10 protein-coding genes are annotated in these 15022 nt (G+C 50.2%); all 10 read left to right on the forward strand.

All coding sequences use genetic code 11. The features are described from left to right. Positions 1 to 122 precede the first annotated feature (122 nt). Positions 123 to 1691 (forward strand): lytic transglycosylase domain-containing protein, encoded by a 1569-nt coding sequence (locus tag AC2YIT_RS10300; protein ID WP_430844440.1) that lies wholly within the window; start codon positions 123 to 125, stop codon positions 1689 to 1691. Between the two features lie 33 nt (positions 1692 to 1724). Then, positions 1725 to 2315 (forward strand): Holliday junction branch migration protein RuvA, encoded by a 591-nt coding sequence (gene ruvA, locus AC2YIT_RS10305; RefSeq protein WP_430844441.1) that lies wholly within the window; start codon positions 1725 to 1727, stop codon positions 2313 to 2315. Between the two features lie 99 nt (positions 2316 to 2414). Then, positions 2415 to 9683: a T9SS outer membrane translocon Sov/SprA gene (gene sov, locus AC2YIT_RS10310; RefSeq protein WP_487279114.1), complete on the forward strand. Its 7269-nt coding sequence runs from the start codon at positions 2415 to 2417 to the stop codon at positions 9681 to 9683. 76 nt (positions 9684 to 9759) lie between these two features. Next, complete coding sequence (gene gcvH, locus AC2YIT_RS10315) at positions 9760 to 10140, forward strand: glycine cleavage system protein GcvH (protein ID WP_430844443.1); 381 nt, start codon at positions 9760 to 9762, stop codon at positions 10138 to 10140. Positions 10141 to 10220: 80 nt separating this feature from the next. Beyond that, on the forward strand, positions 10221 to 11504 hold the full coding sequence (locus tag AC2YIT_RS10320) for a dihydroorotase (protein WP_487279115.1): 1284 nt from the start codon (positions 10221 to 10223) through the stop codon (positions 11502 to 11504). After that, on the forward strand, positions 11501 to 12064 hold the full coding sequence (locus AC2YIT_RS10325; RefSeq protein ID WP_430844445.1) for a DUF4199 domain-containing protein: 564 nt from the start codon (positions 11501 to 11503) through the stop codon (positions 12062 to 12064). Before AC2YIT_RS10320 ends, AC2YIT_RS10325 begins: the two co-directional genes overlap by 4 nt. A 6-nt stretch (positions 12065 to 12070) precedes the next feature. Beyond that, on the forward strand, positions 12071 to 12586 hold the full coding sequence (locus tag AC2YIT_RS10330; protein WP_430844446.1) for a DUF4199 domain-containing protein: 516 nt from the start codon (positions 12071 to 12073) through the stop codon (positions 12584 to 12586). Continuing rightward, on the forward strand, positions 12586 to 13314 hold the full coding sequence (gene gldF, locus AC2YIT_RS10335; protein WP_487279116.1) for a gliding motility-associated ABC transporter permease subunit GldF: 729 nt from the start codon (positions 12586 to 12588) through the stop codon (positions 13312 to 13314). The genes AC2YIT_RS10330 and gldF overlap by 1 nt, the downstream gene beginning before the upstream one ends. Positions 13315 to 13559: 245 nt before the next feature. After that, entirely contained in the window at positions 13560 to 14105 is a 546-nt protein-coding gene (locus AC2YIT_RS10340) for an RNA polymerase sigma factor (protein ID WP_487279117.1), read from the forward strand. Beyond that, positions 14102 to 14986 (forward strand): anti-sigma factor, encoded by an 885-nt coding sequence (locus AC2YIT_RS10345; RefSeq protein WP_487279118.1) that lies wholly within the window; start codon positions 14102 to 14104, stop codon positions 14984 to 14986. Before AC2YIT_RS10340 ends, AC2YIT_RS10345 begins: the two co-directional genes overlap by 4 nt. Positions 14987 to 15022 lie beyond the last annotated feature (36 nt).

Raw genomic sequence — 15022 nt, forward strand, 5'->3', positions numbered from 1 at the left:
GATTATTCTGATTCATCTGGCCAATTCAAACCCAAAAGGACTCTTCTATCTGTAAGTAAATCATCAACAGGTATAAGCCATTGAAAACCGTGAATTGATTAACCTTCAAAAAACATTTATTAATGAGGATTTCGAAAAGAGTATTGTGGCTCGGAGCCATGTGTGCAGGGTTTTGGAATGCGCCTGTGATGGCGATGGTTCCACAGGTGAGTTTGACGTCCGGGCAGGATACAGTTGAGACTATTGCTCAGGAAGAAGATGATTTGATGCCGTCACTCCCGGAAGTCGAGGAAATCGGGCCCAACCCGGCAGTACCGCAAGAACTTTTGAAAGAACGGTTTGCGAAGCTTGAAAAATCGATTCCGCTTACCTACCACAAATCTTCGCATGAATTTGTAGAATACTTTATCTACAAAAAAGCAAAATTCACGCAGACGATGATGGAGCGTATGCCGCTCTATTTTCCCCTTTTCGAAAAGGCACTTGCCAAACACGGGTTGCCGACCGAACTGAAGTACCTTTCGATGATCGAGTCGGGGCTGAACCCAACGGTTATTTCCCACGCACGTGCAGGAGGCCTCTGGCAGTTTATGCCGGCTACCGGACGGGAATTCGGTCTTTATCAGGATAAATACATTGACGAACGCTTCGAGCCCGTGAAGGCGACCGAAGCAGCTTGTCTCTATCTCAAACAGCTTTACAATATCTTCGGCGACTGGGAACTTGCGCTGGCTTCATATAATACAGGACCAGGCAATGTGAAACGCGCCATGCGCCGCTCACGCGGGACTACCTTCTGGACGATCTACAACGTACTTCCCCGCGAAACCCGCTCGTATGTCCCGCAATATGTAGCGATGAACTACATGATGAACTACGGTTACGACCACGGCATTTTTCCTGAAAACACCGAGTTCCAGATCCCCAACGATACCATCCACATCAACGGTTACATCGATCTCGCAACTTTTTGCAGCAATGCCAGCATTGATTTTGACGTGCTTAAAAAGCTGAATCCGCAGATCACCAAAACGATCCTCCCGGACCAGACGCGCGACTTCGTGTTGAAAGTACCCAGCGTGCGGTTCACTTACCTGATGAGCAACCGTGCGGCGATCATGGATTCCTGCACCCGGAAATACCTATCTTCCGGTGTAATGGTGGCGAAAGCCGACAGCACCAGAACGGATTCATTGGGTGGCAGCGGCTCATTCCCTTATGTACTCGCATCGAACGTGCAGAATGTATCGGATGATGAAAATTATGATGAAGAAGGCGAAGAAGAAACAATCCAACGCAGCCGTACCAAACGCGTATCGTACACCGTCCGCCGCGGCGACAATGTCGCTGGCATTGCACGGAAATATGGTGTATCGGTAGCTTCGGTCCGCAAATGGAACCACATCCGCCGGAACAATATCCGCCGAGGGCAGCGCCTCGTGATCTACAAAGAGGTTAAGGAAACTGTACCGGCAACCCGTATCGCAGCCAAAGCAAGACCGCAGCTGGATGAAGAGCAGGTGGCAAAGCAGCAGCGTCACACCCGGAAACGTTATCATACCGTACAAAAAGGAGATACATTATGGATTATTTCGCAGCGATACGGTCTGGAAATCGGTCAGTTGAAAAAACGGAACAAGATCAGGGGCAACTCGATCAAGCCTGGTCAAAAACTGATCATTTCAACCTAGAAATTAACGCTTCAACATACACATACTATTTTTATGATTGCCTACGTTAACGGGATTGTAACTTATAAAGATCCAGCGTACGCTATCATCGATGTCAACGGAGTAGGTTATGAGGTCAGGATATCATTACAGACCTACACTTCGCTCCCAGACATTGGTGCCCGGTGCAAGCTGGTAACGTTTCTCAATATACGGGAAGATGCCCACGTCCTTTACGGGTTTTGGGGGAATGATGAGAAGAAACTTTTCCTGGATCTGACAAGCATTTCAGGAATCGGGCCATCAACAGCGCTCGTAATGCTTTCCTCTTTATCTTCCTCGGAAATCCGCCAGGGAATCATGGATGAAGACCTGCGCCTGATCCAGTCGATCAAAGGCATAGGGTCCAAGACTGCTCAACGCGTAATCCTCGAACTAAGAGACAAAATTCGAAAGGAAGAACTCGTTTCAACAGGTACCAAATCTGCTGAAACGTCGTCAAACACTCTCCGGAGTGAAGCGTTGGCTGCGCTCGTCACTTTGGGTATTCCCAAACCGACGGCGGAGAAAAGTCTGGATGCCATCATCAAGCGTGAGGGGCAATCCATTAGCGTTGAAAATCTGATCAAACTAGCGTTACGTTAACCGGAACTGCAATGATATTTGGTGAAAAATTTTACAACCGTAAAATCGTGTTGATGGATTTGTTTGTAAATACAACCTTCTCTAAATAAGTATATTACCTTGTCATCAACGATTTACTCATTTCTTTTTAAGGTATTAAGCATTTCGGCTGGAGCGGCGTTACTGGTAAACGTTTCGGGCGGCAAGGATGAGCCATATTCGGAGCAAGCGCAGGAATGGGCCATACTTGCAGACACGCTTAAAGAAGATACCACCAAAAAAAACATCGACAGATCGGGCTCTCAGCTCATCATGCGATGGAAGGATTACTATTCCAATCGCATCACAGAACCGCGGCCGCGTTCGCCGTTCTACCTGCGGGAACCTAATAACATCTCCACCAACATTACGCTCGACAGTGCAGGGAAAGTTGCAGTGACCGAGAAAATCCAGACTCCGGGTGCCGCCGCACCGGGTGTTGCCGCACCGGGTGTCGCCACACCGGGTGTCGCTACACCGGGCACTGCGGCATCCGGCATGCCTACGCCGGGCGTTGCTATGCCGGGTGGTACACTGAATTACCGATATCCTGAGCGCATGGATCTTGAAACTTACAACAAGATCCAGGAAGACCGTGCATTTAAAAGCCTCCTACGCGAGTACGCGAGCAGGCAGGACGGCAACAGCGCCATGGGTGCGCGGGGCTTGCTGCCCAAGCTGGACCTGCCGCCGGGATTAACCAAACTGCTCGGGGATGACTTCGTGAATTTCAAACCCACTGGCTTCGTATCACTGGATCTCGGGCTGATGCACCAGTTCCTGGATAACCCTGCTATTCCGATCCGTCAGCGGAAAAATACGCAGTTCATTTTCAATGAGCAGATCAATATCAACTTTGACGCCAAACTTGGTGATCAGCTCGGGTTTCAGACGAACTTTGACACCAAAGCCAACTTCAACTTCGAGAATGCGATCAAGTTGAACTATAAAAACCCGGAAGAAAGCTTTATCCGGAAAATCGAGGCGGGTAATATCAACTGGGCCATCAATAGCCAGCTGATCCCCGGTGTTCAGAATTTGTTTGGTTTGAAAACTGAGTTTCAGTTCGGACGTTTGAACGCCACTTTTGTAGCTTCACAACAGAAATCCAGCAAAGAACGGATCACACTGCGGGGCGGAGCCCAAAGCCGTGATTTTGAATTGCGGGCCGATACTTACGACGAGAACCGTAACTTCTTTCTTTCCCAGTATTTCCGGAACATTTACGAAAGTTCGTTGCAAAACACGCCGACAATCACTTCCGGTGTGACCGTGACGCGTCTCGAAGTATATGTGACCAACCGGACAACCACTACCGAGTCGCTAAGGAACATTGTAGGTTTTGCCGATTTGGGTGAGCCTGCTCCTTACCGTGCTGGTAACCCTAACTTACAACCGGTGCGTTCCACTTCGCCCGCGAGCAACGACGCCAACGGCCTTTACAAGAAACTATCGGATAACACGGCTTTTCGCCAGGTCGACAATACCAATACCGCCATTGCGGGCCTCGGTCTTGAAAAAACCATTGACTATGAATTGCTGCGGGGAGCGAAACGGCTGATCCTCGATCGCGACTATACATTCCATCCGCAGCTCGGCTATATCTCCCTGACCAACGCACTCCGCAACGACGAAGTCCTTGCGGTTTCTTATGAATATACCCTGAATGGCCGTGCTTTCAAGGTGGGGGAACTTACCGAGGATTATCAGGCGAGAAAGGATAATGAAGTAATCGCGCTGAAATTGTTGAAATCGTCGACTATACGGAACAACACCAAGTTGCCGATGTGGGATCTGATGATGAAAAACATCTATTCGCTCGGTACAAGCCAGATCGACAAGCAGGGGTTCCAGTTAAGAGTGATTTACAAAGACGACCAGACCGGTATCGATAACCCGAACTTGCAGGAAAGTAGCATAGCCAATATCCCCCTGATCCGCCTCTCCGGCCTCGATCGCCTGAATCCGGTCAATGACCTGCAACCCGATGGTAACTTCGACTTTGTGGATGGTATCACGATGGACAGCAAGACGGGGCGCATTATTTTCCCGGTACTGGAACCATTTGGTAGCAACCTGTCCAAAAAATTTGGTCCCGGTGAGGATGTCTATCGTAACAAATATGTGTTCAACGAACTGTACCGCACGACGATGATCGATGCGCAGCAGGTTTCGGAGCGTAACAAGTTTTTCATCAAAGGTGCTTATCAGTCGAGTGGGGGAGCTGAGGTGCAGCTGCCATTCGGCGTGCTGGAAACTTCTGTAACCGTGACCTCGGGCGGCGTCCCGCTTTCTCCGGGTTCGGATTACATCGTGGAAGCGCAGATCGGCCGCGTGCGGATTTTGAATTCCAGCGTGCTGGCTTCGGGGCGCGAGATCGTGATCGAGTACGAGCGCCCGGATATGTTCCAGAACCAGATCAGGACTCTGGTAGGAACACGTCTTGACTATATGGTCAACCGCAACCTGAGTGTCGGTTTGACGGCCATGAAGTACAAGGAGCGTACTGCCGGTTTCCTCTCAAGGGTTTCCATCGGCAACGAACCTGTGAATAACACCATGCTCGGGTTTGACGTAAACTTCCGCAAGGACGCACCATTCCTGACCAAATGGCTGGACGCATTGCCGCTGATCCAAACCAAAGAAATGTCGTCGATCCAGTTCAAGGGGGAATTTGCCAAATTGCTTCCCGGTGTTTCGAAAGACGTGAACAACCGTTCGCTGGTGGACGACTTCGAGGCTGCGCGTACAGTGTATGATCTGTCACGTCAGCCTCAGAAATGGCGCGTGGCGGCGGTACCGACCAAGTTCAGGGATGGATTTACGGGTAAAGACCTGAATTACGGCTATAAACGCGCCAAGATTTCGGCTTATACCGTCGATAACATCTTCGGCGGGGCGCAGGGACTCGGAGGAGGATACCAGCCGCCTACCAACTTCGATGACAAGGATCGCAAAAACTATTACGAACGACTTTACCTGCCTAACCAGATTTTCCCGAACCGCCCTATTGCGGGGCTGGTGACATATCCGCAACAGGTACTGGATATTGCCTATTATCCAAGTGAGCGCGGAATGTATAACTACAATACCGATCTCAATCCCGACGGCCGTATGAAAAACCCGAGGAATAACTTCGGGGCATTGAGCCGTGCGATTACGTCGGATAACGATTTTGATAACGCCAATATCGAAAGCATCGAATTCTGGATGCTCGATCCTTTCATCAATGATGGCACTGAAAAAAGCCATATCAGGGATGGTTTTTCTGAACAATCCAATACTACCGGTGGAAAGCTGGTATTTAACCTGGGGGATATTTCAGAAGATGTAATCCCGGATGAGCGCTATAACTTTGAAAATGGGCTGCCGCTTGTACCAAAGCAGGTAGGAGTCAATGTTGACTCAACGGCCTGGGGCTATGCTACCAAATCGCAATACCTGATCAATGCATTCAGTAATGAGGATGGTGCGCGCCAGAAGCAGGATGTCGGTCTGGATGGTTTGACCAACGAGGAAGAACGTGCTTTCTTCAAAACCTTCATCGATCGTCTGCCCGCTAACCTCACCGCCGAAGCACGTGCGAAAATCCTGGCCGACCCCTCGGGCGACGATTTCCAGTTCTTCCTGGGCGCCGACCTTGATGCGGAGGACAAGAAAGTGCTGGAACGCTACAAAAATTACATCGGGATGGAGAACAACTCTCCCGAAAGCCAGGGGAGGTCTGTGGATGTGACGCCGGCGTCGACGAATATTCCCGACGGCGAGGATATGAACGTCGATAACACCATCAACGACAATGAATCCTATTACGAATATGAGATAGACCTGAAACCGGGGCAGCTTGCCGTGGGGAATGGTTATATTGTTGACAAAACAGTGAATGCCGATGACGGCCAGAGCTGGTACCTTTTCCGCGTTCCCATCAAGGAGTTTACAGGAATGGTAGGGAGTATGAATGGCTTCAAGTCGATACGTTTCATGCGGATGTACCTCACTGATTTCCAGCAGCCGGTTGTATTGCGTTTCGCCCAACTGCAAATGGTAGGCCAGCAATACCGGAAATATACCTATAACCTCGACGCGCCCGGCCTACAAGAAGTGCCGGAACCTTACGACGCGAAATTTACTGTTGGTACTGTGAGTATTGAAGAGAACAGCCAGGCTAACAACGACAAATATAAATACGATATTCCTCCGGGCTGGATACGCGATCAGGACAATACCCAGCGTCCGCCGTTGTTGCTTAACGAGCAATCCATGAGCCTTTGTGTGACCGATCTTCGTGACGGAGATTCCCGTGCGGTTTTCAAAAATGTGAACCTCGATTTGCTTTTCCGCAAGCGCCTCCGCATGTACGTACACATGCAGAACGAGCAGAACGAGGATAATATGGTGGGTACGTTCATGCGTATCGGTACCGACCTTACTCAAAACTACTATGAGATTGATTTGTCAGCTTTGAAATCGACTGGTCCGGGGCCTAAATCGCGGGAAGAGATCTGGCCGGAAAGTAACGAAATCAATATCGCGTTGGCGGATCTGATTGACGCCAAAGCGCAGCGCAACCGGCAAATCGATAAAAACCTCAGTGTGCCTTTCACCGTGCTGAGCTCCGACAGAAGATACAAACTGACCGTAGTCGGTAACCCGGATTTGAGTGCTGTGAAAGTGATGATGATCGGTGTCCGCAACCCGAAATCGGTGGATGAGCGCGCGAAGACGTTTTGTATCTGGGTGGATGAAATGCACGTCGAAGGTTTCGACGATACCGGCGGTATGGCGGCCATCGCGCAGTTGAATGCGAAGCTGGCCGATTTCGCGACATTGACAGCCTCCGGCCGGATTGAAACGTTCGGTTTCGGTACCGTGCAGCAGCGTATTGGTGAGCGCACAAGAAACTTTACTTCGGAATATGGATTCTCTTCCAATATTGCATTGGATAAACTGTTGCCTGCCAACTGGGGCTTCCAAATACCGCTGTTTGTAAGCTATGACCGCCGAAATGTAAAACCGCATTTCGACCCGCTTGATCCGGATACGCCATTGAGCACCTCGCTGGATAACCTCCGAACGGATGAGGAACGGGACGGATACAGGCGCATGGTAGAGGAAAATGGCGTCAAGCGAGGGTTTAACTTCTCGAACGTCCGAAAGATCAAGACCAAGCCGGGTGCGAAAAACCATTTCTTCGACTTTGAGAACTTCGCGTTCAGCTATGCATTCAGTGACGACAAGCGGAGGAATATCCTGACGCAAGAGTACAATCAGCGTGCGTACCGGGCCGGTATTTCGTATATGTATGCCAGCCAGCCGAAGGCCATAGAACCATTCAAGAAATGGAAAGCAACAGGGCGTTGGGCGGAGTTCATCAAGGAATTCAATGTGACGTTGCTGCCGAACATGGTTTCACTGCGTACCGATGTGGACCGCCGTTTCCTGAAAACCCAGTTGCGCAATGCCGACCTCACGACCGACGGTATCCAGCCGCTATATGAAAAGTATTTCTGGTTCAACCGCTATTATGATTTCGGCTGGAATCTGACGCGAAACATGACGTTGACCTACGCCGCCACCGCTAATTCGATCATCGACGAACCGGAGGGAGATATCAACACCGGCGCCAAGAAGGATTCGCTTTGGAGTAATTTCAAAAAGCTGGGCCGTATCAAAAATTTCGACCAGAAAATTGACCTGACATACCGCTTGCCGCTCGACAAAATTCCGGTGTTGGACTGGATGTCGGCAGACTACAAGCATTCCATAGGCTACAACTACCAGGCCAACGCATTGAACCTGAAAGATACGACGGGGCTGCCGTTCGGGGATATTATCCGTAACAGCCGCGAGCGGGGAGTTACCGGAAAGGTGGATTTTGTATTGCTTTACAACAAACTCCGCTACTTGAAATTCGCGAACACTCCTTCTGTTGCAAGAAAGAACTTTGCACGCAGTCCGGGTGATATTGAGGACATCGATATGCGCACGACCGACATTGTAAAGAGCCTTACCCGGGCCTTGATGACCGTTCGTGGTATCAACGTCAGCTACTCGGTATTGGAAACGACGGCGTTGCCGGGTTATCTGAGAGCACCTAAGTACTTCGGACTGGATAATGCCAATGCCCCGGGGCTGGGCTTTGTGTTGGGCCAGCAGGACAGGAACTTCCAGATGAAAGCAGCGGAGAAAGGCTGGATTACAAAAAGCAAGCAGCAGAATATGCCGTTCCAGCAGACCATCGCCAAGAATTTCTCGGCCAATACTACATTGGAGCCCTTCAAGGATTTCAGGCTGATCATCGAAGCGCGGTTGACGCGGCAGGATGCTTACCAGGAATTCTACCGGCCCGATTCATCCGGGAATTTCGCGTCGCAAAGCCCGTTGCGGAATGGCCAGTTCAGTATGTCGTTCATGTCGTTCCGGACTGCATTTGCCAAAATGCGGAGAGACAACTCTTCACCGGTATTCGATAAATTCCGTGCATATCGCGCTATTCTGAGAGACCGGCTGAATGCGGAGAACAAGAGCGGTGGCGAATACAATGAAACTTCGCAGGATGTATTGATTTCGGCATTCTTTGCGGCATATACCGGCAAGGATCCGAAAACGGTACGCACCAACCCATTCCTGAAATTCCCGATGCCGAACTGGGACTTGAGCTATACCGGCCTTTCGTCGATCCCGGCGTTCAAGCGGTTATTCAGCTCGTTCACATTGCGGCATAAGTATATGTCCAATTACAGCGTCGGTAACTTCACCTCGTCACTCGACTATGAGGCGCTTTATGTAAACCTCGCCGTAACGGGTTATCCGTTATCGTCGCGGTTGAATGATCTCGGCCAATACGTTCCGGTGTTTGCGATGAGCACCATTACGCTTTCGGAGAAATTCCAGCCACTCGTGGGCGTGGAGATGCGTACGCAGAGCCGCGTGACCGCGCGAGTGGAGTACAACCGCGACCGTACCATTGCCTTGAACCTCTCGAACTCGCAGGTAGCCGAGCTCTTCAACCAGGACATTACGGTTAACATTGGCTTTACCAAAAACAATGTGCCGCTGCCGTTCAAGATCAATGGTGTGAAGAAGAAGCTGAAAAACGATATGACGATGCAGCTCGCGATGACGTTCCGGGATACCCGCTCGATCCAGCGGAAGTTCGACGGCGAGAATATTCCGATCGCCGGAAACATCAACTTCCAGCTGCGTCCAACGGTGAATTACATGGTCAACAACCGTTTGAGCGTACAATTCTATTTCGACCGCACGTTCAACGACCCGCTGGTTTCCAACTCATTCTACCGCGCAAGTACGGCCGGTGGTGTGCAGCTGAAGTTCAATTTGGCTGAATAACATTTTGATTTGGAAAATACAGCTTACATCGTGTAATTTGCGCTCCAAAGATGTTCACTACTTACCTGATTTTATCATGAATTTTCCATCAGAACTCAAATACACAGAAGATCACGAATGGATTCGTATTGAAGGAGATACGGCAATTATCGGAATCACCGACCATGCTCAGAATGAATTGGGTGATATTGTGTATGTGGACATTAACACAGTTGGTGAAGCATTGGGCAAAGGGGATGTTTTCGGTTCGGTAGAAGCTGTGAAAACAGTATCCGACCTTTTTATCCCGGTTGCAGGCACAGTGCTTGAAGTAAACCCCGACCTCGACGGCGAACCCGAACTTGTGAATACTGACCCTTACGGCAGCGGATGGATGGTAAAAATCAGTCTGGCCAACCCCGGTGAAGAAGACGGGCTGCTTTCCGCAGAGCAGTATAAGGAATTAATAGGCGCCTGATATTAGGTTGAAGCTCCATCCGGAGCTTTTTTTTTGAAACCGGCTCGATGTTGCATTCCGGTGTTTAGTTTGAAATAAATATGAAATTGTTAGTTAGCTCGGTTCGGGTAATTGATAAAAAATCACTCTTCAATGGTCAGGTGAAAGACATCCTGATCGAGGGAGGGAAAATTAAACAAATTGGTGATCACCTCGACGCAGGCAATGCGCAGTTGGTGGATGGCACTGGCCTTTGCGTTTCCGCCGGCTGGGTCGACATGCGCGTGCAAGGGCGCGACCCGGGTTTTGAGCATAAAGAGGATTTGCATTCGGTGCGGAAAGCTGCGGCACATGGCGGATTCACGGAAGTGGTGCTGCTGCCCAATACCCAGCCGGTGGTCGATACCAAGGATACCCTCAATTATATCCGCCACAGCGGCTTCGGCGGGCTCGTGACGTTACATCCCGCGGCGGCAGTAACAAAGAAGACTGACGGTGTCGATTTTACCGAAATGATGGACTTGCACCAGGCAGGCGCCATCGCATTCACAGATGGCGAAGGCCCGGTACAGAACGCGGACCTGCTTTTGAAAACCATCCTGTACCTGCGTCCGCTGAATGCGCTGCTCATCAACCGTCCCGAGGACCGCGAGCTCACGCTGTACGGGCAAATGCACGAAGGCGTCACAAGCACGCTCGTAGGCATGAAAGGAATGCCGGCATTGGCGGAAGAAATGATGCTCATCCGTGACCTGAAACTGCTTGAATACGCATTAGAAAAGAATACCTATGATACCACCGCACCGGTACTGCACGTTTCGCTGCTGTCGACTGTACGCGGTGTGGAACTGGTCCGTGAAGCGAAGGCAAAAGGTCTGCCCGTTTCGGCAGATATTGCCGCGCACCAGCTGGCATTTGAAGACAAAGACCTGATCGGCTTCGATACCAACCTGAAAGTAAACCCGCCATTCCGCTCGTCGGAGGATAATGCGGCGCTGCGGCAGGGTTTGGCTGACGGTACCATCGACGCCATCGTGTCGGACCATAACCCGCACGACGAGGAAAGCAAAAACCTCGAATTCGACCATGCCGATTTTGGTATTACCGCACTGGAAACTGCATTTGCATTATCCGTCATGCATAGCGGCCTGGTAGTGGATGATATCGTGGAGAAACTGACCGTGCAGCCACGCCGCATTCTGCGCCTGCCTGAGGTAAGCGTTGCGGAAGGCGCTACGGCGAACCTCACATTCTTCGATCCGAATGCAGAATGGCTATTCGGTAGAAGTTATTCCAAATCCAAGAATACACCGTTCCTGGGCCAGACGCTGAGAGGGAAGGTAAGAGGGGTGATCAATAATGGTAAACAGGAGTGGTTTCAATGAATTCGGTTATAGCATATTTTAATAAACCTATTTTAAAGTATTCGCTGCTGTTCGGGCTGGCGCTGGGCATACTGGTCTTTGCGTTCTTCCTGGGCTTATATGCGATGGGCATTGTGCCGTTGGGCAACAACAAGGTGCTCGATATTGGTATTCATATTATTCTTATCGCGGGCGCTTGCTGGTATTACCGCAAGAAAGTCGGCAACGGATTTTTGCATTTATGGGAAGCATTAACCATCGGTTACGTCGTTAACACCGTTGGTGCATTGGTTGCGGGCTGGCTGATCTATTTTTTTGTAACTTACATCGATCCTTCTGTTTTTACCGCATACATTGCCCAGATGAAAGACCTGATGCTGCAAGGCAAAGCCGAGCTCGTCAAGAATATCGGGGAGGCCGAGTTTGTGAAGATGTATAATGGCGTGGGAGAAATGGCTACTTCGGAAATCATCACGGATGAAGTAGGAAAGAAAACAGTCATGGCGATCATCCCGATCCTTGTGATTTCACTGATTTTGAGAAAACAGGATTACAGCATCATGCAAAACAACAAATCTTAAACCTTCATGGAAGAAAAAACCTCTACTGCCCGCGTTGCATTGAAGTACGGAGCCCTGTCTGCCGTGGTGATCATGATTTACTCTACGATACTTTATGTGTCGGGGCTTTCACAGAACAAGGTATTGTCATCGCTTTCGTTCCTGGTGATGATCGTTGCAATCGTATTGGCAATGAAGGATTTTCGCGAGAAGAATAAAGGTTTCATGAGCTATGGCGAAGGCCTCGGTCTGGGAGCGCTTACATCGGCGGTGATGGGGCTGCTGAGCTCCGCATTTACGATGTTTTACATCCAATTTATCGACAACAACTTGCTGGCGCAGGGCATGGACCAGGTCCGCGAGGATATGGAAAAACGTGGGATGGACGATGCGCAGATCGATCAGGCTATGGAGCTGTCGCAGAAATTCATGTCCCCGGGCGTTGTCTTCGTGATGGGTGTGTTTGGTTATCTGCTAATGGGTTTTATTGTTTCGCTGATCATTTCTGCCATTTTGCGCCGCGATAAGCCGGTTTTTGAATAATGTTAGCAATCTTCCGAAAAGAGGTAGCCAGTTTTTTCAACTCATTGATCGCTTACATTGTGATGGCGGTCTTCCTGACGGCCATCGGCCTGATCGTATGGGTTTTCCCGGATTCCAATATTCTGGATTATGGTTATGCCGATCTCGGCTCGTTCTTTGGTCTGGCACCTTATGTACTGATCTTCCTGATTCCCGCCATTACAATGCGTTCGCTGGCGGAGGAATCGCGCAATGGCACGCTCGAATTGCTCCTCACCAAGCCTATCCGTAATATCGATCTCGTGCTCGGGAAGTTCTTCGCCAACTGGGTACTGGTGGTGCTCACCTTGCTGCCGACGCTCATTTATTATTACAGTGTATATCAACTGGGGAATCCCGTCGGCGACGTCGATTCCGCGGCTGTGGCCGGATCGTACCTCGGCCTGCTGCTGCTCAGCGGCGTGCTGGTAGCGATGGGTATCTGGGCCTCGTCACTGAACGACAACCAGATTGTCGCATTCATTCTCGGCGTGTTCCTCGCATTCATCTGGTATGTCGGTTTCGGGGCCGTTTCCGGTATGTTCGGTGATGGTTTCGGGGCCAATTTGCTTTCCGGTATAGCCCTGGACGTTCAATACCAGGCATTGGGGAAAGGGCTCATCGATTCCCGTAATGTGATTTACCTTTTCAGCCTGATTACCTTCTTTATTTTCCTCACACTCTGGCGTGTAGAAAGCCTCCGCAAGTGAGGCACGCATTTTGTAGCTAAGTATTCGTGCTGTCGATCCAATCCGGTGTGCTGTTCGTATATGCCTGAAAGCACACTACGATGGCGAACTTTGACAGACAATCCGGAATGCATTCCATTCCTCCCAATCTGGTGATTTCCTTCCTGTGCGGCGATGAGGCAATAATTTGGTATGGCCCATCCAGGCGTGTAGGAAAATTTACTAGATTGCCAGTAACTAATTTACAATTAAATGTTAAGCGACTCTTGGCGACCAGCAAGGTAAAATACTCGGAAGAGGAATTGGTGTCAGCTCTGAAACGAAACGAGCGAAGCGCCTTCGAATTCCTGTACGACCATTACTCAGGAGCTTTGTTTAATATCATTTCAAAAACGTTGAAGGACGAGGAGAAAGCCGCAGATGTATTGCAGGAATGCTTTCTGAAGATTTGGAAGAATATCGCTTCCTATGACCCCGGGAAAGGACGATTGTTTACATGGATTATGAATATCGCACGCAACGGGGCGATAGACGCGGTTAGAGCGGAGGGACGGAAGCCGGCAATGGATGATATTGAAAACACGGTGGTCCTGAATGAAAAGGATACGTACGAAGATTCACAGACAATCAGTTCGGACATGAAGGCAATCATCGACATGCTCCGGCCCGAGCGGAAAATACTCATCGACATGGCCTATTTCCAGGGCTACACGCATGAGGAAATCTCCGAAGAACTGAGCATACCGTTGGGCACCGTGAAATCGCGGATCCGGACCGCATTACAAGAGTTAAAACATTACTTTGCAGTATGAATATCCAAGCCTATATAGAGTCCGGTATATTGGAGGAATATGTATTGGGCACTGTTACTCCCCAGGAGAAGCAGGAGGTGGAGTGTATGTCGCATATTTACCCTGAGATCAAGGAAGAGTTGTTGCGTACCGAAAGTGCATTGGAAGAATATGCACTGAAACACCAGGCAACACCGCCGCCGTCTTTGAAAGAGTCGATTTTTGCGCAAATGAGTTTCGATGCCCCCTCCGAAGTACCGGAAGCGGAGGATGTGATAGAACAGCAGACTGTAAGCCAAACCGACGCCGCGACGCCCGTACGCACGGAAGCGCGCGTGATCGACAACGCATTCGACCGCGTGGAAACGCAGGTAGTGACGCCCGCCTGGGCGAAGCTGTCCGTAGCGGCCGCGGTATTGCTCGCGCTTTTTGCGGGATGGTCGGCCATGCAGATGACCGATATGAAAAACGCCAGCAACGAGGCAGTAGCGAAAGTGGAAAGCATGCAGGCCGATATGGCGGCGATGAAAGCGCAGATCGAATACAACGAGGCCGTGGCGGCATTGTTCCGCAACCCGAGCTATAAACACGTGCATTTGGCAGGATTGCAGAAGTCGCCTGAAAGTGCCGTGTCCGCATTCTGGAACACGCAAACGAATGAAGTGATGATCGATGTCCAGAGCCTCCCGGCCGCGCCCCAGGGCAAGCAATACCAGCTTTGGAGCATCGTCGACGGCAAGCCGGTGGACATTGGTATGCTGGATAATGCATTTACCGGCAAAGTCTTGAAAATGAAAAACACCAAACCCGGTTCCGCGGCATTTGCGATTACCCTGGAAAAAGAAGGCGGCAATCCGACGCCCACCATGGAGGAAATGTATGTGATGGGGAAAGTGGTGTAGTGACTGATTTTTAGATTGATATGCGCTCATTGTGAG

The sequence above is a fragment of the Dyadobacter sp. SRI_021 genome, from assembly GCF_057586235.1.

Bases quoted from the DNA above. Each gene is read 5' to 3' on its own strand.
- AC2YIT_RS10300 (WP_430844440.1), top strand. From the start codon at position 123: ATGAGGATTTCGAAAAGAGTATTGTGGCTCGGAGCCATGTGTGCAGGG.
- ruvA (WP_430844441.1), top strand. From the start codon at position 1,725: ATGATTGCCTACGTTAACGGGATTGTAACTTATAAAGATCCAGCGTAC.
- gcvH (WP_430844443.1), top strand. From the start codon at position 9,760: ATGAATTTTCCATCAGAACTCAAATACACAGAAGATCACGAATGGATT.
- AC2YIT_RS10320 (WP_487279115.1), top strand. From the start codon at position 10,221: ATGAAATTGTTAGTTAGCTCGGTTCGGGTAATTGATAAAAAATCACTC.
- AC2YIT_RS10325 (WP_430844445.1), top strand. From the start codon at position 11,501: ATGAATTCGGTTATAGCATATTTTAATAAACCTATTTTAAAGTATTCG.
- AC2YIT_RS10330 (WP_430844446.1), top strand. From the start codon at position 12,071: ATGGAAGAAAAAACCTCTACTGCCCGCGTTGCATTGAAGTACGGAGCC.
- gldF (WP_487279116.1), top strand. From the start codon at position 12,586: ATGTTAGCAATCTTCCGAAAAGAGGTAGCCAGTTTTTTCAACTCATTG.
- AC2YIT_RS10345 (WP_487279118.1), top strand. From the start codon at position 14,102: ATGAATATCCAAGCCTATATAGAGTCCGGTATATTGGAGGAATATGTA.